The organism is Cupriavidus pauculus (assembly GCF_022179805.1).
In the GTDB taxonomy this organism is placed as follows: Bacteria; Pseudomonadota; Gammaproteobacteria; order Burkholderiales; family Burkholderiaceae; genus Cupriavidus; species Cupriavidus pauculus_E.
Genome location: NZ_BPUO01000006.1, coordinates 301615 through 325114, shown reverse-complemented (window position 1 = coordinate 325114; position 23500 = coordinate 301615). Strand labels below are relative to the sequence as shown.

Here is a 23500-nt window from a genome sequence, read left to right as displayed (position 1 = left end):
CGCTTGCTTTTGTGGGGTGCCGCCAAAGTCAGCACGGCATGGGGGCGTTACGGCGCGCGTAGTACCACCAGGTCACGAGTACACAACTGAGATAGAAGGCGATGAAGCAGTAGAGCGCGGCGTCGGGCGAGCCGGTCATCTCCAGCGACGTGCCAAAGCTCTTGGGAATGAAGAAGCCGCCGTAGGCACCGATGGCACCCGAGAAGCCCAGCACGGCGGCCGATTCCTTGCCGGCGTCCTGCAGCGCCTGCTTCTGCGCGGCATCGCCACGGCCGGCGGCGGCGCGCTGGCGCTCGGTCAGGAAGATCACGGGGATCATCCGGAACGTCGATCCATTGCCGATGCCGGTCAGCGCGAACAGCACGATGAACGCGCCCAGGAATGCCTGGAAGTTGCCCGGCTGTCCGTCATGGGGCAGGGCGGCCAGCACGGCGCAGACGGCGGCGATCATGCCGATGAAGGTCCACAGCGTGACGCGCGCACCGCCGACCTTGTCTGAGATCCAGCCGCCGACCGGGCGGGTCAGGGCGCCCACCAGCGGCCCCAGGAACGCGTAGGCGGTGGGGTTGATGCCGGGGAACTGGCCCTTGGTCAGCAGCGCCAGGCCGGCCGAGAATCCGATGAACGAGCCGAACGTGCCGATGTAGAGCAAGCACATCAGCCAGTTGTGCTTGCGCTGGAAGATCACGGCCTGCTCGGCAAACGACGCGCGCGCATCGGCGATATCGTTCATGCCGAACCAGGCGGCCAGCGCCGACACCACGATGAACGGCACCCAGACGAATCCGGCGTTCTGCAGCCACAGGTTCTGCGTGGCGCCGGCGGCCTGGTAGGTCTGCGACTCGCCGGCGAGCGTGCCGAACACGGCCAGCGATACCACCAGCGGGGTGACGAACTGCACCACCGAAACGCCAAGATTGCCGATGCCGGCGTTCAGGCCCGTGGCCAGGCCCTTCTTGGCCTTCGGGAAGAAGAAGCTGATATTGGCCATCGACGAGCTGAAGTTGGCACCGCCCAGCCCGCAGAGCAGGGCCAGCACCAGCAGCGTCGGGTAGCTCGTGGACGGGTCGCGCAGCGCCACGCCCATGCCGATCGCCGGAATCAGCAGCAACGCCGTGGAAATGGCCGTGAAGCGCCGGCCGCCGAACACCGGCACCAGGAACGAATAGAAGATGCGCAGCGTGGCGCCGGACAGTGCCGGCAGGGCGGTCAGCCAGAAGAGCTGGTTCTTGGTGAACTGGAAGCCGGCGCGGTCCAGGTTGACGGCCACCACGCTCCAGAGCATCCAGATCACGAATGCCAGCATCAGCGCGGGAATCGAAATCCAGAGGTTGCGGTAGGCGATACGTTCGCCGTGAGAACGCCAGAAAGCCGCGTTCTCGGGCTCCCAGCGGGTCAGTACGGTACTGGTCATGATGTGCGAGAGATGGAAATCAGTGGGAATGCGACGTCAGGCGGGCTGCGCGGCCTCGGGTCTGGCGATGGCCTCCGGCGCGGCGTGTGTGCGCCGTTGCTCCGCGCGGTGGCTGTAGTGCATCCAGACCAGGCTCACGCAGACGGTGCCGTACATCAACATGAAGCAGCTGCTGCGGATGCCGGTCAGGTCGGCCAGCGCGCCGAACATGATCGGCAGCACAAAGCCGCCCAGGCCGCCGGCCAGGCCCACCACGCCGGACACCGCGCCGATGTTGTGCGAGAAATCGTTCGAGATGAACTTGAAGACCGATGCCTTGCCGATGGCGAAGGCAATGCCCACCACGAACATCAGGATCGTGAACAGCGTCGGGGTCAGTGCGATATGAAAGCTCTGCGGGCCGTTGACGGTGTGGATCACGAAGTCGGTCTTCGGGTAGCTGAGCAGGAAGAAAGCCACCCAGCTGATCCACATCACCCACCACGTGGTGCGATGGGCGCCGTAGCGGTCCGAGATCCAGCCGCCGATGGCGCGCAGCACGCCGCCGGGCAATGAGAAGCAGGCGGCCAGGAACGCGGCGATCTTGATGTCGAAGCCGTACTCGCCGATGTAGTACTTGGTCATCCACAGCGCCAGCGCCACGTAGCCGCCAAACACCACCGAGTAGTACTGCGAGTAGCGCCACACGCGCGGGTCGCGCATCACGGCAAGCTGGGCGCGGAAGCTCGTGCCCGAACCGACGCGGTGCGCCGGATTGCTGCGCGAGAACACCCAGAACACGACGGCGGTGACCAGCATCGCCACCGAATACACCTTGGGCACGATTTCCCAGGTGCCGAAGGCCAGGATCAGCACCGGCGCCACGAACTTGGTCAGCGCCGCGCCCGAGTTGCCGGCGCCGAAGATGCCCATCGCCAACCCCTGGCGCGACTTCGGGAACCAGCGTGCCACGTAGGGCGTGCCCACCGAGAACGACCCACCCGCCAGGCCGACGAACAGCCCCAGCACCAGCAGTTGCCAGAACGTGTGCACGTAGGAAATCAGCCAGATGGGGATGACCGTCAGCAGCATCAGCACGAAGAACACCACGCGGCCGCCGTAGCGGTCGGTCCAGATGCCCAGCGGCACGCGGATCAGCGACCCGCTGAGCACCGGCGTGGCGGCCAGCAGGCCGAATTCGGTGTCATTGAGGCCAAGCTCGTTCTTGAGCGGAATGCCGAGCACGGCAAACATCATCCAGACGGCAAAGCAGATGGTGAAGGCGAACGTGCTGGACCAGAGGGTGGTCCAGGCCCCGGGAGGTACCGCGTCCGGGGTGTGGGAGGGGTGGGTTGCAGTGGCCATGGCCGGGTTCCGGAGTCACTTTGGAGAGTGATGCCAGAGTAGGCCTGTGGCGTCGCGCCGACTATTCGCCGGCGGGAGAAGCCGGGTGGGGCTGACCTATGCCGACCGAACTAGTTCGATCGGCATAGGCCCGGGTGGCGGGCGTCGTGGGGCAACGGATCCAGGCGCCTTGCCTGCGGAAATGATCTACATCAAATTGCGGCTACTTGCATTGGCACTTCCGCACGTGCCGGGCGCGGCGTTGATCGGCGCACGGTTCCTGGGCCGGACGCTGGCGGCGTGGCCGGCGCAGCGCTTGCGGCTCGCATGCCGTGACCGCGTCGTCGCCGAACGACAGCGGGTGATCCATGTAGGCGTTGAGCTTGTCGCGCACGAACGATGTGTCGTCGCCCACGGTGGAGATGATGCCGGTCGTGGCGCCGCCACCCAGCAGCATCGTAAAAATGCCACGGAACGGGAAGTCGCCGTAGGCCGGCACGTTGACGTCGAATGGCTCCGACCGCTTGAACATGCCCTCGGCCGTCTCGCCCATGGCCCAGTGGAAGGCCGTGGGAAAGCGCAGCGCGATGATGTTCGGGTGGATGTTGTGATAGTTCGTGCCGATGGCCGGATCGCCAAAGATGTACGTGCCGCCGGTACCCCAGTTCTGGGTGTCGAAGTTGGCGTTGACCGGGTCCGACGCCAGCGGCGCGTGGCTGGCCGGGATCTGCCACGGCATGATCGGGAATTTCAGGTCGCGGCTCAGTTCGGCGCAGAAATCGTAGAAGCGCTCCCACTCGTGCGTCCAGTAGCAGTAGCCGTTGGCATAGCTGCGGATCGTGAAGTCGTCGGCCTCGTAGCGGTCCACGGCCAGGAAATCAGGCACGTCGGGACCTTCGTGGACGCGCATGGCCCGGATGTAGGCGGCGGTTTCCCGCGCGTTGCGCGTGGGTTCGTCGCCCGAGGCGTAGATCCACTCCGACGCTCCCACGCCCCACAGGTTGACCTGCCAGCCGAACGTGCCGGTCGGCGCCACGGTGCGGATCAGCCAGTTCACGGCTGCCACGTACCCGCGAATGTTTTCCTCGATATGGTCGGGGATGGTGGCGGTCACGCCCCAGTGGTCCAGCGCCATGCGCAGCGGCTCGCGTACCGGCATCGCATAGGTGGGGCGAAACCACCCTGCTGGCAGGCGCCCAGGAAGTCGGGGTTGACCACGAAGCCGGCCGGCACCGGGTGTTGGGCGTCGATATGCTGGTTGGCCAGGTTCAGCGACAGGATCAGGTTGGCGATGCTGTGCGCCAGCCCCTGCTTGTTGGCAAGCTGGGTCGGGGTGTCGCCCAGCGACAGGTTGCAGGTGTACGACACCATCACCGGCAGTACCTGGTGGCCGCCGCCAATCTGCTGCTCGACGTCGCGCGCCAGCAGGATGGTTGCCGTGGTCTGGTTGTCCGAGGTCAGGTAGGTGTTGGCATCGCCCGCGCCGTCAAAGCCCGCGTACTTGAACACCGACGACGCGCGCGCCGCCACGAAGTCGGCCGCGTTGCCCGGCGTCAGGTCGGCGCAGCCGCCAAAGCTCAGGAAGTCAGGGAAGCCGCGCACATTCAGGTTGGCACCCTGCGCGATCTCGATGCTCAGCTTGGTGGCGCCGCTTGGTGCCACGGTCAGTTGGTCAGGTGCGTTCACGTTGTAGACCACGCCGCTGAGGATGAAGTCCGGGGCGTCCACCGTGTAGGTCTGCGGCTCCACCGGCACGTACAGCCGGTGCGTGAAGCTACCTTTCTCGGCGTGCAGCGTCTGGTGATAGCTCATGTCCGGGCCGATCAGGCGCAGGTCGAGCGTGGTGGCCACGTCGGACGTGATGGCAATCGGCAGCGGGACAAAGCCGGAGGTGTCCACGGGCGCGTATTGCACGTCGGCGAACGTGAACGGCACGTCCTGGAGCGTCGTGGTCAGCGTGACGGACTTCGAGGCAAACGTGTAGCGCATGTTGTTCAGCGCTATTGACGCGATGCTGACGTCCACCACGCCGGCCAGCGGCAGGCCGCGCAGCCGCGTGGTGTGTCCGGGCGGCGAGCTGAACGCGGCCAGCAGTTCGCCGGTGTTGCGGGCCGTGACGCTGACATCGAGCGCCTCGCTGGCCAGCATCGGCATGGCGGCCAGCGTCACGTCGAGCGACGCGTAGTACTGCGCGGCCGAGTAGCTCACGATGACCGCGCTGGTGCTGCCGGGGCCGACGACGATGGTGGTGGGATACACCTGCGCATTGGCCACGATCGTGCCGGCGTGATTCGACAACTGCGACACCGACACCGCATAGGTGCCGGCCGGCAGCTTCAGGGGCGTGGTGGTGCCCGGGGACACCGTATCCACATGGGTCTGGGCGCCCTGCGTGAACGTGATGGTCTGGGCCACCGAGTACAGCGCGGGGTCGGGCGCGGATGCCGTCTGCACGCGCACGGTGCCATCGGTGTCGGGCAGCGCGTCGGCGGCCAGTGCGAACGACGACAGGTAGGCGCTGGCGCCGGCACCGGTCAGGTCGCCGTTGATGCCGATGGTGATGCGGTCCTGCGCGACGAAGGTAACGGCCGACTCGAAATGGATCTTGGCCTCGACGTCCCAGATCTGGGCATCGATCTGGCTGTTCTCGGTCTCGGCCGTGGTGGCTACCCGGCGCTGGAGCTGGACGTTGAAGTCGGTGGGCTGGACGGCTGCCGGCGAATGGAACTTCAGGCCCAGGAACGAACTGATCTTGACTGGGGTGCCGTTGCTGTGACGGATGTTGGTGATCGACACCACGCCGTACCACTGCGATGCCCCGCTTTCCACATTGATATCAAAGACGATTGACATGTTTTTCCCTGCCTCCGCTGGTCGTGAACGCGGCGCACGGTGCGCCGGCGTCAGCGCAGAGTAGGGGGCGGGGAGGGTAGCTGAGAATGGATTGTCGCGGGCCAGACCGGGCGCGACATGGATTACCGGCCGCGGACGGGACGGTATCCCCCGGCCAGGCGAGTGCGGCCGGGGGCGATGCGGGCAGGCGTCAGGCGGACGGCGGCGGCACGTAGCCGACGGCCTGGTCGGCGCCTTCGCCGAAGAAGTACTTCTCGGTCTGCTTGAGCAGGTACTGGCGCGCGCGGACGTCGGCCATGTTCAGGCGGTTCTCGTTGATCAGCATGGTCTGGTGCTTGAGCCAGCCGGCCCAGGCTTCCTTCGACACGCTTTGCCAGATCTTCTTGCCGAGGTCGCCCGGCAGCGGCGGGAAGTCGAGGCCTTCGGCTTCCTTGTTCAGTTTGACGCAATGGACCATGCGGGCCATGAGGGACTCCTTTTTCGTGTGGGCGCTATTGTAGCCAAGCTGGCCGGGCCGGGCGGCACTGCCCGCCCATGCCCCTGCGGCGCCTGTTGTCTTTGCGGGCGGTTACAGCTTCTTCATCAGCACCATCGACTTGCGCTGCCAGTTGTACAGCTTGCGCTTGTCTTCGGGCAGGTCATCCACGGTGGCGTGCACGAAACCGCGCTTCAGGAACCAGTGTTCGGTGCGCGTGGTGAGCACGAACAGGCGCTCCAGGCCCAGCGCGCGGGCGCGGCGCTCGATGCGCTTGAGCAGGCGCTCGCCGTCGCCGGTGCCCTGGGCCTCGGCGGACACGGTCAGGCAGGCCATCTCGCCCATGTTGTCGCGCGGGAATTCGTACAGCGCGGCGCAGCCGAACAGCACGTTGTCGTGCTCGATCACCGAGAACTTGTCGATATCGCGCTCGATCAGGTGACGGCCACGCGGCACCAGCGTGCCATCGGCCTCCAGCGGCGCGATCAGCTGCAGGATGCCGCCCACGTCGTCGAGCGTGGCCTCGCGCAGGCTTTCCAGGTCGGTGTCGGACACCATGGTGCCCACGCCGTCGTGCAGGAACAGTTCCAGCAGCACCGAGCCGTCCATGTCGAACGGAATCAGGTGCACACGCGGCACGCCGCCCTTGAGCGCCTTGACCAGATGGAACAGGTAGTCGGCCACGTCGGGCGGCAGATGGTTGTTCTGCAGCCGCTCGACGGCGGTGCGCAGCGACATTTCCTTCATCAGCTTGCCAACGGCGTCAGGCACGCCCGGCACCTCGGTGATGAAGATCAGCTTGTCGGCCTTCAACGCGCTGGCCGTGGCGCTGGCCACGTCTTCCATCGACAGGTTGAACGCCTGCCCCGTGGGCGAGAAGCCCAGCGGCGACAGCAGCACGATCTTGCCGTGCGACAGCGACATGCGCATCGATTCGTCGTCGATCTTGCGCACCAGCCCCGTGTGTTGGTAATCCACGCCGTTCACGATGCCCACCGGCCGCGCGGTGATGAAGTTGCCCGACACCACCGACAATTGCGCACCGGCCATCGGCGTGTTGGGCAGCCCCTGGCTGAACGCGGCCTCGATATCGAGCCGCAGTTCGCCGGCGGCCTCCTTGGCGCATTCCAGCGCGGCGTTGTCGGTGATGCGGATGCCATCGGCAAACTGCGACTGCACATTGCGCAGCCCGAGTTGCTCCTCCACCTGGGGGCGCGACCCGAACACCAGCACCACGTGCATGCCCATGGCATGCAGCAGCGCCACGTCGTTGACCAGCGCGTTCAGCACGCCGGCCTTGACCAGCTCGCCGCTGAAGGCGATCACGAAGGTCTTGCCGCGGAACGTGTGGATGTACGGGGCGACGGCACGCAGCCAGTCGACAAACTGCTGCTGGTCCGGGCCGCCGCTCTCGACCGATTCGGTGTCGGCCACGGACGAAGGGATCGGCGTGGCGGGGGCGGCAGCGGGCATGGCGGCAGGGGTCTGGGCAGGCGCCTGGTCGGGCGCAGGGGGCAGGGCGGCAGGATCGGGGTCCTGCGGCGGGGAGTCGGTTCTGGCGTTCATAGCGGCGGATTATAATCCCGGCCAATGTCAGCACAACGCCCCGCCAAATCCGCCCCGGCCCAGCCTGCCGAGGCGACCAGTTCCAAGGCCAGCCAGCATGCCGCCCCGCGCCAGGCGGGCGACGGCGCACGGCCGCAGAAACCAGCCCGTCCGCCACGTCCGCCGCGTCAGGAAGGCGCCCCGCGCCCGGCCCAGCCCGAAGGCGGTGCGCGTCCGCCCCGTCCGTCGCGCGCCCCGCGTCCGGAGGGCGAGCAGCGCCAGGCCCGCCCAGAAGGCGCCCCGCGCCAGCCCCGGCCTGAAGGCGGCCAGCGTCCGCCGCGCCCGGAGGGTGGCCAGCGCCCGCCGCGTCCGCCGCAGCCCGCGCGGCTGGCCAATCCGCTGCCGGAGATCACGTTCCCCGAAGCCTTGCCGGTTTCCGCGCGCCGCGACGAGATCGCGCAGGCGCTGCTGGCCAACCAGGTGGTGATCGTCTCCGGCGAGACCGGCTCGGGCAAGACCACGCAGCTGCCCAAGATCGCGCTGTCGATCGGGCGCGGTCCGGCCCGCGAGGGCAAGCCCGGCGGCGGCCTGATCGGCCATACGCAGCCGCGCCGGATTGCCGCCACGTCCACGGCCAAGCGCATCGCGCAGGAACTGGGCACCCCGGTGGGCGAGCACGTGGGCTACCAGGTGCGGTTCAACGACGCGATGTCGGCTGGTGCCTCGGTCAAGCTGATGACCGACGGTATCCTGCTGGCCGAGACGCAGAACGATCCGCTGCTGCGCGCCTATGACACGATCATCATCGACGAGGCGCACGAACGCAGCCTCAACATCGACTTCCTGATCGGCTACCTGCGCGAGATCCTGCCGAAACGGCCGGACCTGAAGGTCATCATCACGTCGGCCACCATCGACGCCAAGCGCTTTGCCGAGCATTTCGCACGCGACGGCAAGCCCGCGCCGGTGATCGAGGTGAGCGGCCGGCTGTATCCGGTGGAAATCCGCTACCGGCCGATCCAGCAGGACCAGCCGGCCCCGGGGCAGGGCGCCGCGCCGCGTCCCGAGAAGGCCCGCGAACGCGACCTGTACGACGGCATCGTCGAGGCCGTGGACGAACTGTGCCGCCTGGGTCCTGGCGATGTGCTGGTGTTCCTGCCCGGCGAGCGCGAGATCCGCGAGGCCGCCGAGGCGCTGCGCAAGCATCATCCGCCGCACACCGAGATCCTGCCGCTGTTTGCCCGGCTGTCCGTGCAGGAGCAGGAGCGCGTGTTCCGGCCGTCGAACGCCCGGCGCATCGTGCTGGCCACCAACGTGGCGGAGACGTCGCTGACGGTGCCCGGCATCCGCTACGTGGTGGATACCGGCCTGGCGCGCGTGAAGCGCTATTCGTACCGCAACAAGGTGGAGCAGCTTCAGATCGAGTCGATCTCGCAGGCGGCCGCCAACCAGCGCGCCGGCCGCTGCGGCCGGGTGGCCGACGGCGTCTGCATCCGGCTGTTCGAGGAAAGCGATTTCCTGGGCCGCCCGCGCTTTACTGACCCGGAAATCCTGCGTTCGTCGCTGGCCGCGGTCATCCTGCGCATGAAGGCGCTGCGCCTGACCGATATCGAGGCGTTCCCGTTCATCGAGCCGCCGCTGGGCCGGGCCGTGGCCGATGGCTACCAGTTGCTGCAGGAACTGGGAGCGCTGAACGAGGACAACCAGCTGACCGGCACCGGCCGCCAACTGGCCAAGCTGCCGCTGGACCCGCGCGTGGCCCGCATGATCCTGGCCGCGCGCGACCAGGACTGCCTGCGCGAGGTGCTGATCATCGCCAGCGCGCTGTCGGTGCAGGACCCGCGCGAGCGTCCACAGGAGGCCCAGGAGGCCGCCGACCAGGCCCATCGCAAGTTCATGGACGAGAAGTCCGAGTTCCTGGGCTGGGTGAAGCTGTGGAAGTGGTTCGAGGAAGCCATCGCGCACAAGAAGACCAACCGCCAGTTGCAGGACCAGTGCCGGGCCAACTTCCTGTCCCATGTGCGGTTGCGCGAATGGCGCGACGTGCATTCGCAGCTTCACACCACGGTCAGCGAGCAGGGCTGGCGCCTGAACGAGACCGAGCCGACCTTCGAGCAGCTTCACAAGGCGCTGCTGACCGGCCTGCTGGGCAACGTGGGCCTGAAGCTGGAAGATGCCGACGGCAAGGGGCGCGAGTACCTGGGCGCGCGTGGCATCAAGTTCCACCTGTGGCCGGGCTCGCTGATCGCCCGCAAGGTGGGGCGATGGATCATCGCCGCCGAACTGGTGGAAACCAGCCGGCTCTACGCGCGCACGCTGGCCCGTGTGGAACCCGAATGGGTGGAACAGGTGGGGCGCCACCTGCTGAACGTGAGCTGGAGCGAGCCGCACTGGGAAAAGAAGGCCGGGCATGTGGTGGCGCTGGAGCGCGGCACGCTGTACGGGCTGCCCGTGTACCAGCATCGGCGCGTCAACTTCGGGCCGATGAACCCCAAGGAAGCGCGCGAGATCTTCATTCGCAACGCGCTGGTGGAAGGCGAATTCGACACCCGGCTGCCGTTCTTTGCCCATAACCAGCGGCTGGTGCGCGAGATCGAGAACCTGGAGCACAAGTCGCGCCGGCAGGACGTGCTGGTGGACGACGTGCTGATCTTTGCGTTCTACGACCAGATCGTGCCGGCCGACATCCACAACCAGGTGGCGTTCGAGCAGTGGTACCAGGCGGAATCGGCCAGGGACCGCAAGCTGCTGTACCTGAACCGCGACGAACTGATGCGGCACGAGGCGGCCGGCATCACGACCGACCTGTTTCCGAAGATCCTGCCGATTGCCGGCATCGACATGGGGCTGTCGTACCACTTCGAGCCCGGCAGCCACCGCGACGGCGTGACGCTGACCGTGCCGCTGTACGCGCTGAACCAGGTCAGGCCCGAGCGCGCCGAATGGCTGGTGCCGGGCATGATCAAGGAAAAGGTGCATCTGCTGCTGAAGTCGCTGCCGCAGAAGCTGCGCCGCCACTGCGTGCCGCTGCCCGACTTCGCGGCCGGGTTTGTCGAGCGCCAGCCGTTTGGCGAAGGCGACCTGCTCGATGTGCTGATTGCTGACGTGCGGGTCGAGACCGGCACCATGATCCGGCGCGCCGACTTCAAGCTGGAAACGCTGCCCGCGCACCACACCATGAATTTCAAGGTGATCGACGAGCACGGGCGCCAGCTGGACATGGGCCGCAACCTGGCCCAGCTACGCGCCGAACTGGGCGGGCAGGCCCAGCAGTCGTTCCAGAACATTGCCGCGCGCGACGTACCGGCCGCCGAAGCGGGCCAGTACGAGAACCTGACGTCGTGGTCGTTCGGCGAGCTGCCCGAGCTGCTGGAGATCCGCAAGGGCAACCAGACGCTGTTTGGCTACCCGGCGCTGGTGGACCGCGCCGACCACTGCGACGTGGAGGTGTTCGACGACCCGCAGGAGGCCGCTCGCATCCACCACGCGGGGCTGCGCCGGCTGTTCGCGCTGCAGTTGCGCGAGCAGGTCAAGTTCATCGAGAAGAACATCCCGAACCTGCAGCAGATGGCCATGCAGTTCATGGCTCTGGGCACGCAGGAGGAACTGCGCAACCAGATCGTGCTGATGGCGCTGGAGCGGGCGTGCCTGCAGGCGCCGCTGCCGCGCAACGAGGCCGAGTTCAACGTGCGCAAGGACGAGGGGCGGGCACGGTTGTCGCTGCTGGCCCAGGAAATCGCACGGCTGGTGGGTACCGTGCTGGCGGAATTCGCGCCGCTGCCGCGCAAGCTGCTGCAGGCCAAGCCGTTCGGATCGGCCTACCAGGACCTGGAAGGGCAGTTGGGCCGGCTGATGACCAAGTCGTTCGTGGCGGACACGCCGTACGCCCAGCTGGTGCACTTTCCGCGCTACCTGAAGGGCATGGCGCTGCGCGTGGACAAGCTCAAGGGCGATCCGGGCCGAGACAGCCAGCGGATCCTGGAAATGTCGCCGCTGGTGCAGCAGTGGCAGCGCGCGGAAAAGCAGTTGCGCAGCCAGGGCCGAGGTGCCGCCGATGCCCGGCTGGACGAGTTCCGCTGGATGCTGGAAGAACTGCGCGTGGCGTTGTTTGCCCAGGAGCTTCGTACGCCACAACCGGTGTCGGTCAAGCGGCTGCAGAAAGTGTGGGAATCGATGCAGCGCTGACGCCGGGCAGGGCGGGCTGAAAGGCAGACTGAAAGGAAACTGCCGCTCACATGTTTCCAATTGTAAGTTGCGCTTTAGTTTCCGCCTTCCTCGTCAGCGCAACCGTCAGGCGAAACGTTAGAATGCGCGATTCGTAAAGAAATGGCGGTCTTATGCTTGCATTGCGTCGTGTAGTGGCTGGGGTGGTTTCGGCCGGCGCCCTGGCTTTGGCAATGGCTTCGGTCCCGGTTCGGGCGGAAGTCGTCACCATCCTTAATTCTGGTGACGCAAGCGTCACTTTGATCGACAAGGACACCCAGAAAGTTCTGGAGACCTTTCCGATCGGCAAGGAGCCGCACCACCTGATCGCCACGCCCGACGAAAAGTCGCTGATCGTGGCCAACGCCGTGGGCAACGACCTGGTCTTCCTGGACCCGGTGACCGGCAAGGTGCAGCAGCGCGTTCCGAACATCGACGACCCGTACCAGGTGGGTTTCTCGCCGGACCAGAAATGGTTTATCGCCACCGGCAACCGGCTTGACCGCGTGGACGTCTACCGCTGGGACGGCCATCAGCTCAAGATCGCCAAGCAGTTCCCGCTGGCCAAGACACCGAGCCATATCGCGTTCACGGCCGACAGCAAGATCGCGTTCATCACGCTGCAGGATTCCAACCAGATTGCCGCCATCGACCTCACCACGCTGACCGTGATGTGGGTGATGGAAGCCGGCTCGGCGCCGGCCGGCGTCTGGGTCACGCCGGACCAGAAGTACCTGCTGGTGGGCATGACCGGTGCCGATTACGTGGCCGTGATCGACTGGCGCACGCGCACCGTGGTCAAGCAGATCCAGACCGGCAAGGGCGCGCACAACTTCCGCGCCGTGGGCGACAAGCGCCACCTGTTCCTGACCAACCGCGTGTCGGGATCGATCAGTATCATCGACCAGCAGACGCTGTCGAAGGTGGGCGATATCACCGGCCTGCTGCCCGGCCCGGACGACATGGAGCTGACCGCCGACGGCAAGACGCTGTGGGTGACGTTCCGCTGGGCACGTTCGGTGGGCCTGATCGACGTGGCCAGCCGCAAGATGGTGAAGACGATTCGCGTGGGCAAGTCGCCGCACGGCATCTACTTCAAGACCCGCGCACCGCTCTACTGATTTCCTGAGACGACATGCGTCCGATGATTTCGCGCCTCGCGGCCCGGTTGGTGGTGTCGCTGGCGTCGCTGGCGGCCGTAACCGGCGCGGCGCTGGCCGCCGATGCGCCGCCCAAGCCGGGCGCCTGCCGCGCCGGCACGCTGTATCTGACCTTCGATACGGGCAGCATGAGCCAGGCTGAGCTGATCGCCCGCACGCTGCGCCGCCACCACATCCGCGCCACGTTCTTCCTGGCCAGCGAGCCGACCATCAACAAGGACAACTCGCTGGACCCCACCTGGTCGCCGTACTGGAAGGCGCTGGCCGCCGACGGGCACGCGTTCGGCACGCATACCTTCGACCACGTCTACCTGCGCTCCGTGAAGGGTGGCAAGGTCACCATGCGCCCGCAGTTTGGCGCGCAAGGGGGACGTGACGTGGTGATGGACGAGGCGTCGTTCTGCACGGAGCTGCGCCGCAGCGCCGAGGCGTTCCAGCAGATGACGGGCCAGCCGATGGTGCCGCTGTGGCGCGCGCCGGGTGGCCGTACCGCGCCGCAGACGCTGGCGTGGGCCGAGCAATGCGGCTTCCGGCACGTGGGCTGGGCGCCGGCGGGCTTCCTGGGCGATGAGCTGTCGTCCGAGAAATTCCCGAACCAGGCGCTGCTGGACCGCGCGCTGCGCGACCTGCGCGATGGCGATATCACGATGGCCCACCTGGGCATCTGGTCGCGCAAGGACCCCTGGGCGCCGGGCGTGCTGGAACCGCTGCTGGCCGGCCTGGAACAGAAGGGTTTTTGTTTCGCCACGCTGCGCGACCATCCACAATACAAGGGCTGGATCACCCAGCACGGGCCGGTACAAACCGGCGCGCAACATGGTGCGAGGCCGTGATGTGGGACGCATTCGCCAACTGGGTCAACCTGTGGGTCGGGCAGATCGAAGCCACGATCTTCCAGGACGCGATCCTGCCGGTCGTCTACAACCTGGGTTTCGGCGGGTACGCTGAAGACGCGTTCACCGGCACGGAATGGCTGCTGGCGGGCGTGGTGCAGATCGCGGTGATGATCCTGATCCTGGGGCCGCTGGAAAAGCTGCGTCCCGTGGAGGCCGTGACCGACCGGCGCGGCATCCGCACCGACATGCTCTACACGGTGATCCACCGGCTTGGCCTGTTCCGGCTGGCGATGTTCTTCATGCTGACGCCGCTGATGGACGGCATCGAAGGGCACCTGCGCTTGCTGGGCTGGCAGCGGATCAACGTCGAGGACTGGTGGCCGGGCGTGACCTCGGTGCCGCTGGTCAGCTTTTTCGTCTACCTGCTGCTGTTCGACCTGCTCGACTACTGGTATCACCGGCTGTCGCACACCTACCGCTGGTGGTGGAGCCTGCATGCCGTGCACCACAGCCAGCGCCAGATGACGCTGTGGAGCGATAATCGCAACCACCTGCTGGACGACATGCTGCGCGACGCGGTCTTTGCCGCCGTGGCGCTGGCCGTGGGCGTGGAGCCGTCGCAGTACGTGCTGCTGGTGGCGCTGTCGCAATTGCTGCAGAGCCTGCAGCACGCCAACCTGAAGCTGCACTTCGGCCGGATCGGCGAACGGCTGCTGGTCTCGCCGCGCTTTCATCGCACGCACCACGCGGTGGGGCTGGGGCACGAGCAGGGCGGCAAGGAAGGCAAGCCGGTGCGGCTGGGCGGCTGCAACTACGGGGTGATCTTCCCGTGGTGGGACATGCTGTTCCGCACGGCCGTCTTTACCGACGTCTACTATCCCACTGGCATCCGCGACCAGATGCCGCCGCCCACGGGTCGGGGCCGCAACTATGGGGGCGGCTTCCTGTCCCAACAGTGGCTGGGCATCAAGCGGCTGTTGCGCCTGGGGTGACGGAAGCGCCCCAGGGCTGTGCTAGGCTCTAGTCGTTTCCTGAATCTCCTTTTCGCAATCTATCGCTGCATGAACGATATCCTTCGCTCGTTTGGGCGCGCCGTGGCCAGCCAGATGCACCCGCGCATGCTGATGCTGACCGTCGTCCCGTTCGTCCTGGCCACCGTGCTGTGGGGCGGCCTGATCTGGTGGGGCTGGGACCCCATCATGGGCGGCGCCCGCACGCTGCTGGAAGGGTCGGTGTTCACGAGCTGGATCTATTCGATGCTCGACTGGCTGGGCCTGCAGGCGCTGCGCACCGTGGTGGCGCCGCTGTTCGTGCTGACGCTGGCCATTCCGCTGGTGATCGCATCGATGCTGATCTTCATCAGCCTGTTCTCGGTGCCGGCGGTGGTCAAGCACCTGGAACGCAGCTACCCGAACCTGCGCAAGGACCACGGTGGCAGCATCGCCGGCAGCGTGTTCCAGGCGCTGGGCAATACGGTGGTGTTCCTGCTGCTGGTGCTGATCACGTTGCCGCTGTGGCTGATTCCGCCGTTCTTCGCGCTGATTCCGCCGGTGCTGTGGGGCTGGCTGACCTACCGCGTGATGACGTACGACGCGCTGTCCGAGCATGCCACGGCCGAGGAACGCAAGACGCTGATGAAGCGGCATCGCGTGCCGTTGCTGGTGATTGGCGTGGTGGTGGGGCTGCTGGGTTCGGCGCCGACCTTGCTGTGGGTTTGGTCGGCTGTCATCATCTTCCTGTTTCCGGTCGTGCTGGCCGGCACGCTGTGGCTATACGTGCTGATCTTCATCTTCTCGGCGCTGTGGTTCGGCCACTTCTGCCTGCGTGCGCTGGCGGACCTGCGGGCCGAGCGCGCCGCGGCCGCGCCGCCCGTCGACGTGATCGAACTGGCGCCGTCGGATGTGCGCCAGATCGGGCCATCCTGAGTCTTCAACAAAGAGGGGCATCATGGGTTTCGGTTTGATTGTCATCGGCGACGAGATCCTGTCCGGACGGCGCGAAGACAAACACATGCGCCGCGCCATCGAGCTGCTGGGCGCGCGCGGGCTGGCGCTGGACTGGGCCGAGTACGTCGGCGACGAACGCGAGCGCATCACCGCCACGCTGCGCCGCACGCTGGCGGGTCCGGATATCGTGTTCTGCACGGGAGGCATCGGTGCCACGCCGGACGACCATACGCGTCAGTGCGCTGCGGCCGCGCTGGGCGTGGAACTGGCGCTGCACCCCGAGGCACGCGAGCAGATCGCGCTGCGCATCGCGGAGACCGCCAACGGCGACCCGGTCAAGGCCGACCTGGAGACCCCCGAGAACCGTCACCGGTTCAAGATGGGCGAATTCCCGGTGGGCGCGCGCATCATTCCAAACAGCTACAACCGCATTCCGGGGTTCTCGCTGGCCGATCACCATTTCATGCCGGGCTTCCCGGTGATGGCGTGGCCGATGATGGAGTGGGTGCTGGACCACTACTACACGGATCTGTTCCACCTGGATGCGGAGCAGTCACGCGCGTTCTACGTGTTCGAGGCGCCGGAGTCGACGCTGACCCCGCTGATGGAGCAGGTGGAAGCCACGTTCCCGGGCATCCGGGTGTTCAGCCTGCCGTCGGTGGGCGATGTCAGCCGGGGAGACCGCCTGGGCCGCCGCCATATCGACCTGGGCGTGAAGGGTGCCGCCGACCTGGTGCCGCCGGCCTACGCCATGCTGCTGGAAGGTGTCCGGCAGATGGGCTTCGAAATCGTCGAGCAGTAAAGACAGTAACGATATTCCCGCCCTCGGTTTTCTCCCCTCTCCCGCGAGCGGGAGAGGGGCCGGGGGAGAGGGGCAGCGCTTCAATCCGCGCCCAGTCCCCTCAAGTCAACCAACCATCAAGCCCCATGCCACGGCAAGCCACGGAAGCACCAGCCTTCCACGTTCTTGCGGTGATGGTCGTCATCGCGGGCGCCCTCGAATCCTTCCAGTACATCCATCGCCAGCGTGTAGCCGGCTTCAGTGGCCACGCGCGCCGCGTGCTTGGAGCGGGCAGCGCTGCGGCACAGGAACAGCACCGGGGCGTCCTGCGGCACGCGGGCCTTGAGCTCGGTCACGAAATTGGGATTCTGCGTGCCACCCGGGTAGGTCGACCATTCCACGTGCAGGAACTGCTCGTCGGGCAGGGCCACGCCGCCCACCCAGTCGAGTTCGGCCTGGGTACGCACGTCGACCAGCACCGCCTTCGGATCGGCCTGCAGCAACGCGTAGGCTTCCTCGGGGCTCAGCGCGCCGTAGTAGGCGAACTGTCCTTGCTGCTGGCGGGCGTGGGCGGTCTGAAGGAGCGTGTCTCGGGTAGTCATTCTGGTGGGTGGAGTCAATGAGATAAGCGGACAAATCGGCACGTGCCTGACGCGAGGGCAACAAAGCTGAATCTTCGCTGGGAAGTGGCCGGATTCGGCGCTATTCTAGCGCCCGGCCGTTGCGAGCGGCCCGAAAAATGGCTGCGAACCCGATGCATCGTTTTGGTGCCAATTCGCTCCGTCGGCACCTGAATGGTGCCTTTGCTTGAATCGCGCACCATATTGGTGTTTCATGGACGATGGGCAAGACGGGGCAGGCATTCCATCGCGGTAGCATCAGGGCGGGACGCCGGATTGCATGCAATCCATATCCCCCGTCACGGTGCGGTATTACGGGCAGATGCACGTTTTTCGGGAGTCTGTGCGATTGGCGCACCCTGTGGGGCTGGCGTTGGCATGCTTTCTGCTAACATCCATCGTCCCTTTTGGGGTGGCCAGATCGGCAGGTCCGGAGGCCGCATCCCAACAATGGCTTTCTCAGACACAGCCTCGAATTTCCAGGAGATAGGCATGGCGCAGAGCGTTGCAGATGTGATGAAGCTCGTGAAGGAAAACGACGTCAAGTTCGTCGACTTCCGTTTCACGGATACCAAGGGCAAGGAACAGCACGTATCGGTTCCGACGTCGCACTTCGACGAAGACAAGTTCGAAAGCGGTCACGCCTTTGACGGTTCGTCCATCGCCGGCTGGAAGGGTATCGAAGCATCGGACATGCTGCTGATGCCGGACTCGGGTACCGCCTACATCGACCCGTTCTATGAAGAACCGACCCTGGTCCTGACCTGCGACGTGATCGAACCGTCGGACGGCAAGGGCTATGACCGCGACCCGCGCTCGATCGCCAAGCGCGCCGAAGCCTACCTGAAGAGCACCGGCCTGGGCGACACCGCCTTCTTCGGTCCGGAACCCGAGTTCTTCATTTTCGACGGCGTGACCTGGAACATCGACATGCAGGGCTGCTCGGTGAAGATCCAGTCGGAAGAAGCACCGTGGTCGTCGGCCAAGGAATTCGAGCACGGCAACAGCGGTCACCGCCCGGGCAAGAAGGGCGGCTACTTCCCGGTTGCCCCGATCGACACGTTCCAGGACATGCGTTCGGAAATGTGCCTGATTCTGGAATCGCTGGGCATTCCGGTTGAAGTGCACCACCACGAAGTGGCTGGCCAGGGCCAGAACGAAATCGGCACGCGTTTCAGCACGCTGGTGCAGCGCGCCGACTGGACGCAACTGCAGAAGTACGTGATCCAGAACGTTGCGCACACCTACGGCAAGACCGCCACGTTCATGCCGAAGCCGATCGTTGGCGACAACGGTTCGGGCATGCACGTTCACCAGTCGGTGTGGAAGGACGGCCAGAACCTGTTCGCAGGCAACGGCTACGCCGGCCTGTCGGAATTCGCGCTGTACTACATCGGCGGCATCATCAAGCACGCTCGCGCGCTGAACGCCATCACCAACCCGGGCACGAACTCGTACAAGCGTCTGGTGCCGGGCTTCGAAGCGCCGGTGAAGCTGGCCTACTCGGCCCGCAACCGTTCGGCATCGATCCGTATTCCGTACGTCGCGAACCCGAAGGGCCGCCGTATCGAAACGCGCTTCCCGGATCCGCTGATGAACCCGTACCTGGGCTTCTCGGCGCTGCTGATGGCCGGCCTTGACGGCGTGATGAACAAGATCCACCCGGGCGAAGCTGCAGACAAGAACCTGTACGACCTGCCGCCGGAAGAAGACGCAAAGATCCCGACCGTCTGCTCGAGCCTCGACCAGTCGCTGGAGTACCTGGACAACGACCGTGAGTTCCTGACGCGCGGTGGTGTGTTCTCGAACTCGATGCTCGACGCCTACATCGAACTGAAGATGGAAGAAGTCACGCGTTTCCGCATGACCACTCACCCGATCGAGTTCGACATGTACTACTCGCTGTAAAGCGATTCGTGTGTTGCCAGGTTGCGACCGGGCAACAGTTGCACCAGGAAGGGGCGGCTTCGGCTGTCCCTTTTTGTTTTAAGACGACGTTGCTCGCTAGAATGGGGCTCCTTTCCCAACCTTCATGTCGATGTTCATGAACGCCATTTCGAACAAGGTTTTCCGCATGGCCGCCGGCGCTCTGCCGCACCAAATGCGTGTGGGTTTCCCCATTCTGGTGACGATGGCGGCGGTGGTCGTGGGGGCTTGGGGCCTGCCCGCCGCCGCGCAATCGTCGGACGTGTACATGTGCAAGGGCGCCAACGGCGTGCCCGAGTACCGCAACGGCAATCCCGGCAACAGCAAGGACTGCAAGAAGCTGAGCCTGCCCGACGTGGTGACTGTGCCGGGCACGCGCACGGGCGGGGCGGCATCTTCGGGCGGCAAGCCGGTGGCGGCATCGCCGACGGCGTTCCCGCGCGTGGACAGCGCCACGCAAAAGAACCGCGACGGCGAGCGCCGGTCGGTGCTGGAGCAGGAATTGCAGTCCGAGGAAGCCAAGCTGGCCGGCCTGCGCGCCGAGTACAACAACGGCGAACCCGAGCGCCAGGGCAACGAGCGCAACTATCAAAAGTATCTGGATCGCACGGCCCGGCTGCGCGATGACGTTGCTCGCAGTGAAGCCAATGTGGCATCGCTTCGGCGCGAACTGTCGAATTTGAAGGACTGAAACCGATGCGTCGCCTGATTCGCGGAGTTTCGCGCAAGGTTACCGGGGCAGACCGCAAGCCGGACACGCCCGAACTGGACGCCGACATCCTGCCTCTGGGCGACGTGGCATTCCATCCGGGCCTGGATGTCGTGGCTAACCCGGTATTGCTGGTGCGCCAGCCCGGGCTGCAGGTGGTCTATGCCAATCCCGCCGCCGAGGCCAGCTTTGCCATGTCGCGCAAGGTCATGGTGGAGCTGACGCTGCCGGACCTCTTTGGCGCGTCCGAAGAGCTGGACACGATGATCGAGACGGTCATCGCCCGCCAGGTGGACGTGCGCCGGCAGGACCTGGTGCTGCGCCCGCCGCTGCAGGAGCCGATCCATGCGCACGTGGTGGTGGGCGGCATCGAGGGGTTTTCGAGCACCGTGCTGGTCGAGATCCTGCTCAACGAGCAAAAGGTGCGCAGCGACCGCGAGGAACGCCTGATCGACCTGACCTCGGCCAACAAGGAACTGATCCGCAATCTGGCGCACGAGATCAAGAACCCGCTGGGCGGTATCCGGGGGGCGGCGCAGCTGCTGGAGTTCGAGCTGCCCGAACGTGCGCTGCGCGAGTACACGCAGGTGATCATCAAGGAATCCGACCGCCTGCAGACGCTGGTGGACCGGCTGCTGGAGCCGCACCGGCACCCGCATATCGTCTCGGAACTCAATATCCACGAGGTGCTGGAGCGCGTGCGCTCGGTGGTACTGGCCGAATTCCCGAACGGGCTGGATATCGTGCGTGACTACGACGCCAGCCTGCCCGAGCTGCGGGGCGACATGGAGCAACTGATCCAGGCGGTGCTGAACATCGTCCACAACGCCGCGCAGGCGCTGCATGAGCGCATCGCGCAGGGCGACGCGCAGATCGTGCTGCGTACGCGCGTGGCCCGCCAGGTCACGATTGCCAAGCGTTTGTACAAGCTGGCATTGGACTTGCATGTGATAGATAACGGCCCGGGCATCCCCGAGGACATTCGCGAACGCATCTTCTATCCGCTGGTGTCGGGGAGGGATGGCGGTAGCGGTCTCGGTCTCACACTCGCTCAAACCTTCGTGCAGCAGCACGAGGGCTTGATCGAATGCGAGAGCCGGCCGGGCTGTACCGACTTCCGTATCCTGCTGCCGCTGCACTGACCGTCGATCGATGCATTGACGATCGGCCAACGCGGACCGGCGGGTCACACGGGAGACCACATGACACCGAGCAGACAAGCGACGCACATGAAGCCGATCTGGATAGTCGACGACGATCAATCAATCCGCTGGGTCCTGGAAAAGGCCCTTGCCCGTGAAAGCCTGCTCTCCCGCAGTTTTACCAACGTGCGCGACGTGCTCGCCGCATTGGAAGAGGACGAGCCGCAAGTCCTGATTTCCGATATCCGCATGCCTGGCGGGTCGGGGCTGGACCTGCTGCAGGCCATCAAGGCACGCCATCCGGGGCTGCCGGTCATCGTGATGACCGCCTACTCGGACCTGGACAGCGCCGTGGCGGCCTTCCAGGGCGGCGCGTTCGAATACCTGGCCAAGCCGTTCGATGTCGACAAGGCCGTTGAACTGATCCGCCGCGCGCTGGAAGAAAGCCTGCGCGAGGAGGAAATGGACGACCGCCTGGTGGATGCGCCCGAGATCCTGGGCCAGGCACCCGCCATGCAGGACGTATTCCGCGCAATCGGACGTCTGTCGCAATCGAATGTGACCGTGATGATTACCGGCGAGTCCGGTACCGGTAAGGAGCTGGTGGCGCGTGCGCTGCACAAGCACAGCCCGCGCGCCAACGGCCCGTTCATCGCGTTGAATACGGCGGCAATTCCGAAGGACCTGCTGGAGTCCGAACTGTTCGGCCACGAGCGCGGCGCGTTCACCGGCGCGCAGACCATGCGCCGGGGCCGCTTCGAACAGGCCGAGGGCGGCACGCTGTTCCTCGACGAAATCGGCGACATGCCGTTTGACCTGCAGACGCGCCTGCTGCGCGTGCTGTCGGATGGCAACTTCTATCGCGTGGGCGGACATAACCCGTTGCGCGCCAACGTCCGCGTCATCGCCGCAACCCACCAGAACCTGGAAACGCGCGTCAAGGAGGGGCTGTTCCGCGAGGACTTGTTCCACCGCCTGAACGTGATCCGGCTGCGACTGCCGCCGCTGCGCGAGCGGCCCGAGGACATCACGCTGCTGGCTCGCCATTTCCTGCAGAAGAGCGCCAAGGAACTGGGCGTGGAACCCAAGCGCATGTCGGACGATGCGCTGACCTACGTCAGCACGCTGCCGTTCCCGGGCAACGTGCGCCAGCTCGAGAACCTCTGCAACTGGCTGACCGTGATGGCGCCGGCCCAGACCATCGAGGTCAAGGACCTGCCGCGCGAGATGATCGACACGGGGCACGGCGAATCGCAGTCGGTGGGACGCCCGCTGACCGAGACGCGTGCCACCAGCGGCGATTACGACGCGATGGAGTCATCGGACTACGGCATGGGCACGCCCGGCGGCGATGGCGACACAATGGTCGCCACGCGTCCGCCGATGGTGGCAACTTCGGCGACCGTGGCATCGGCCTATGCAGCAGCGGCCGTCACGCAGAGCTGGGAAAGCCTGTTGGCCGGCGAAGCGAAATCGATGCTGGAGGCCGGGCAGCCGGAAGTCATGGATGCGTTGACGCGCCGCTTCGAAAAGGCGGTTCTCGAAGCCGCGCTGGGCGTGACACGCGGCCGTCGCGTGGAAGCCGCCACGCGTCTCGGCATCGGTCGCAACACCATCACGCGCAAGTTGCAGGAACTGGGCTTCGACTGACCTGCCGAACGTTTGATCGTCTGAAAACAAAAGCCCGGATTTTCCGGGCTTTTGTTTTTGGCGTGACTCGTCCTGAATAAGGTTGACACTTTTCTCGCAGTGATGAGGAGAGTGCCTTGGAGGCGGATCGGAAGCGAACCCAACGTGACTACACGCTGGCTTTTAAGCTGGCGGTGGTGGAGGCAGTAGAAAAAGGCGAACTGACGTACAAGCAGGCGCAACACAAGTACGGAATCCAGGGGCGGTCCACAGTGCTGGTATGGTTGCGCAAGCACGGATTACAGGACTGGAGCGGCTCGTTGCCACAGGGCGCCCGGTACGCCACGATGAAAAATCAAGACAAGACCAAACCGGGCACGCCGGAGCAGCGTATCAAGGAACTGGAGGTCCAGTTGCGCGAGGCGCAGGAGAAAGCGCGGTTGTTCGAAGCGGTGATCGACGTGATCCAGAAGGAGCACGGGGTTCGCATGGTAAAAAAGCCATCGGGCAAGTCCTCGCGCAAGAGCTCGTCCAAGGGCTAAGCGTTAGCAGGGCTTGCCGTTACATTGGCATCAGCCGGCAGGCGAACAAGGCGGTATCCGACGGCGTGAGGGTGACCGGCGACGGGCAAATGGTGATCGAGGATCGTAGCCCCAGCGGGCTGTTCGACGGGCGTGGTGCGATGGCGGCCTGGGCCTCTGGCGAGGCAAGCGCGATCAGCGATGATGAGGAAGCGTGGCAACTGACGCCGGACATGGCACCGGAAACGGCACCGGTCGTCGCCCTGGAATCGAGCGAGCCCGCACCGTTGACCGTCGAGGCAGGCAATGCCGAAAACTGGGACCACGCGGTGTTGGCGGGGGTCTCGGTCGATATGTTGAGCAACACTGCCGATGTGCAACTGACATCGGATCTGGAAGCGCAGGGTCGCGTACTCG

Annotated in this window: 18 protein-coding genes and 1 pseudogene; 11 read left to right on the top strand and 8 right to left on the bottom strand. The window is 65.6% G+C overall.

All coding sequences use genetic code 11. The features are described from left to right. Positions 1-28 precede the first annotated feature (28 nt). The 6 genes from MFF62_RS14565 to argA form a co-directional block, all read right to left on the bottom strand. Positions 29-1414, bottom strand: coding sequence for a NarK family nitrate/nitrite MFS transporter (locus tag MFF62_RS14565; protein WP_238263835.1), 1386 nt, complete (start codon positions 1412-1414; stop codon positions 29-31). Positions 1415-1450: 36 nt separating this feature from the next. Continuing rightward, complete coding sequence (locus tag MFF62_RS14560) at positions 1451-2758, bottom strand: MFS transporter (RefSeq protein ID WP_238263834.1); 1308 nt, start codon at positions 2756-2758, stop codon at positions 1451-1453. A 202-nt stretch (positions 2759-2960) separates the two neighbouring features. Continuing rightward, positions 2961-3896, bottom strand: a complete 936-nt coding sequence (locus tag MFF62_RS14555) for a hypothetical protein (protein WP_238263833.1) — start codon at positions 3894-3896, stop codon at positions 2961-2963. Next, the gene (locus tag MFF62_RS14550) at positions 3848-5590 is read right to left on the bottom strand and encodes a hypothetical protein (protein WP_238263832.1); all 1743 of its coding nucleotides are present in this window, start codon (positions 5588-5590) and stop codon (positions 3848-3850) included. Before MFF62_RS14550 ends, MFF62_RS14555 begins: the two co-directional genes overlap by 49 nt. A 190-nt stretch (positions 5591-5780) precedes the next feature. Next, positions 5781-6056, bottom strand: coding sequence for an oxidative damage protection protein (locus MFF62_RS14545; RefSeq protein WP_238263831.1), 276 nt, complete (start codon positions 6054-6056; stop codon positions 5781-5783). A 102-nt stretch (positions 6057-6158) separates the two neighbouring features. Further along, positions 6159-7631, bottom strand: a complete 1473-nt coding sequence (gene argA / locus MFF62_RS14540; RefSeq protein WP_238263830.1) for an amino-acid N-acetyltransferase — start codon at positions 7629-7631, stop codon at positions 6159-6161. A gap of 24 nt (positions 7632-7655) precedes the next feature. Between argA and hrpA the strand changes: the two genes are divergently transcribed. The 6 genes from hrpA to MFF62_RS14510 all read left to right on the top strand — a co-directional run bounded on the left by hrpA (position 7656) and on the right by MFF62_RS14510 (position 16557). Further along, a complete protein-coding gene (hrpA, locus tag MFF62_RS14535; RefSeq protein WP_238263829.1) occupies positions 7656-11795 on the top strand; it encodes an ATP-dependent RNA helicase HrpA in 4140 nt (1379 codons plus the stop codon). A 152-nt stretch (positions 11796-11947) separates the two neighbouring features. Beyond that, the gene (locus tag MFF62_RS14530) at positions 11948-12934 is read left to right on the top strand and encodes a YVTN family beta-propeller repeat protein (protein ID WP_404990752.1); all 987 of its coding nucleotides are present in this window, start codon (positions 11948-11950) and stop codon (positions 12932-12934) included. Positions 12935-12957: 23 nt separating this feature from the next. Next, positions 12958-13806, top strand: a complete 849-nt coding sequence (locus tag MFF62_RS14525) for a polysaccharide deacetylase family protein (RefSeq protein ID WP_404990761.1) — start codon at positions 12958-12960, stop codon at positions 13804-13806. Further along, positions 13806-14801 (top strand): sterol desaturase family protein, encoded by a 996-nt coding sequence (locus tag MFF62_RS14520; RefSeq protein WP_238263826.1) that lies wholly within the window; start codon positions 13806-13808, stop codon positions 14799-14801. Before MFF62_RS14525 ends, MFF62_RS14520 begins: the two co-directional genes overlap by 1 nt. Positions 14802-14870: 69 nt before the next feature. Continuing rightward, complete coding sequence (locus tag MFF62_RS14515; protein ID WP_238263825.1) at positions 14871-15734, top strand: EI24 domain-containing protein; 864 nt, start codon at positions 14871-14873, stop codon at positions 15732-15734. A 22-nt stretch (positions 15735-15756) separates the two neighbouring features. Further along, complete coding sequence (locus tag MFF62_RS14510) at positions 15757-16557, top strand: competence/damage-inducible protein A (protein ID WP_238263824.1); 801 nt, start codon at positions 15757-15759, stop codon at positions 16555-16557. 116 nt (positions 16558-16673) lie between these two features. Here the strand turns inward: MFF62_RS14510 and MFF62_RS14505 are convergent, their stop codons facing one another. After that, positions 16674-17138, bottom strand: a complete 465-nt coding sequence (locus MFF62_RS14505) for a rhodanese-like domain-containing protein (protein ID WP_238263823.1) — start codon at positions 17136-17138, stop codon at positions 16674-16676. 510 nt (positions 17139-17648) lie between these two features. On the opposite strand from MFF62_RS14505, the gene MFF62_RS14500 reads away from it, so the two are divergent. The 5 genes and pseudogenes from MFF62_RS14500 to MFF62_RS14480 form a co-directional block, all read left to right on the top strand. After that, positions 17649-19064, top strand: coding sequence for a 3-hydroxylaminophenol mutase (locus tag MFF62_RS14500; protein WP_137927179.1), 1416 nt, complete (start codon positions 17649-17651; stop codon positions 19062-19064). Positions 19065-19257: 193 nt separating this feature from the next. Continuing rightward, positions 19258-19773 carry a DUF4124 domain-containing protein gene (locus MFF62_RS14495; protein WP_238263970.1) on the top strand — a complete coding sequence of 172 codons (516 nt, stop codon included), beginning with the start codon at positions 19258-19260 and terminating at the stop codon, positions 19771-19773. Positions 19774-19778: 5 nt separating this feature from the next. Beyond that, entirely contained in the window at positions 19779-20933 is a 1155-nt protein-coding gene (glnL, locus tag MFF62_RS14490; protein WP_238263822.1) for a nitrogen regulation protein NR(II), read from the top strand. 87 nt (positions 20934-21020) lie between these two features. Next, a complete protein-coding gene (ntrC, locus tag MFF62_RS14485) occupies positions 21021-22583 on the top strand; it encodes a nitrogen regulation protein NR(I) (protein ID WP_238263969.1) in 1563 nt (520 codons plus the stop codon). A 116-nt stretch (positions 22584-22699) separates the two neighbouring features. Beyond that, positions 22700-23148: pseudogene (locus MFF62_RS14480) on the top strand (IS3 family transposase); the annotation flags it as partial. On the opposite strand, the gene MFF62_RS14475 reads toward MFF62_RS14480, so the two are convergent. Next, positions 23124-23450 (bottom strand): hypothetical protein, encoded by a 327-nt coding sequence (locus MFF62_RS14475; protein ID WP_238263978.1) that lies wholly within the window; start codon positions 23448-23450, stop codon positions 23124-23126. The pseudogene MFF62_RS14480 and the gene MFF62_RS14475 overlap by 25 nt on opposite strands. Positions 23451-23500: the final 50 nt, after the last annotated feature.

Coding starts and splice junctions, on each gene's coding strand:
- MFF62_RS14520 (WP_238263826.1), top strand. CDS start 13,806: ATGTGGGACGCATTCGCCAACTGGGTCAACCTGTGGGTCGGGCAGATC.
- hrpA (WP_238263829.1), top strand. CDS start 7,656: ATGTCAGCACAACGCCCCGCCAAATCCGCCCCGGCCCAGCCTGCCGAG.
- argA (WP_238263830.1), bottom strand. CDS start 7,631: ATGAACGCCAGAACCGACTCCCCGCCGCAGGACCCCGATCCTGCCGCC.
- MFF62_RS14545 (WP_238263831.1), bottom strand. CDS start 6,056: ATGGCCCGCATGGTCCATTGCGTCAAACTGAACAAGGAAGCCGAAGGC.
- MFF62_RS14530 (WP_404990752.1), top strand. CDS start 11,948: ATGCTTGCATTGCGTCGTGTAGTGGCTGGGGTGGTTTCGGCCGGCGCC.
- MFF62_RS14560 (WP_238263834.1), bottom strand. CDS start 2,758: ATGGCCACTGCAACCCACCCCTCCCACACCCCGGACGCGGTACCTCCC.
- MFF62_RS14510 (WP_238263824.1), top strand. CDS start 15,757: ATGGGTTTCGGTTTGATTGTCATCGGCGACGAGATCCTGTCCGGACGG.
- glnL (WP_238263822.1), top strand. CDS start 19,779: ATGCGTCGCCTGATTCGCGGAGTTTCGCGCAAGGTTACCGGGGCAGAC.
- MFF62_RS14505 (WP_238263823.1), bottom strand. CDS start 17,138: ATGACTACCCGAGACACGCTCCTTCAGACCGCCCACGCCCGCCAGCAG.
- MFF62_RS14550 (WP_238263832.1), bottom strand. CDS start 5,590: ATGTCAATCGTCTTTGATATCAATGTGGAAAGCGGGGCATCGCAGTGG.
- MFF62_RS14525 (WP_404990761.1), top strand. CDS start 12,958: ATGATTTCGCGCCTCGCGGCCCGGTTGGTGGTGTCGCTGGCGTCGCTG.
- MFF62_RS14495 (WP_238263970.1), top strand. CDS start 19,258: ATGCGTGTGGGTTTCCCCATTCTGGTGACGATGGCGGCGGTGGTCGTG.
- MFF62_RS14500 (WP_137927179.1), top strand. CDS start 17,649: ATGGCGCAGAGCGTTGCAGATGTGATGAAGCTCGTGAAGGAAAACGAC.
- MFF62_RS14565 (WP_238263835.1), bottom strand. CDS start 1,414: ATGACCAGTACCGTACTGACCCGCTGGGAGCCCGAGAACGCGGCTTTC.
- ntrC (WP_238263969.1), top strand. CDS start 21,021: ATGAAGCCGATCTGGATAGTCGACGACGATCAATCAATCCGCTGGGTC.
- MFF62_RS14515 (WP_238263825.1), top strand. CDS start 14,871: ATGAACGATATCCTTCGCTCGTTTGGGCGCGCCGTGGCCAGCCAGATG.
- MFF62_RS14555 (WP_238263833.1), bottom strand. CDS start 3,896: ATGCCGGTACGCGAGCCGCTGCGCATGGCGCTGGACCACTGGGGCGTG.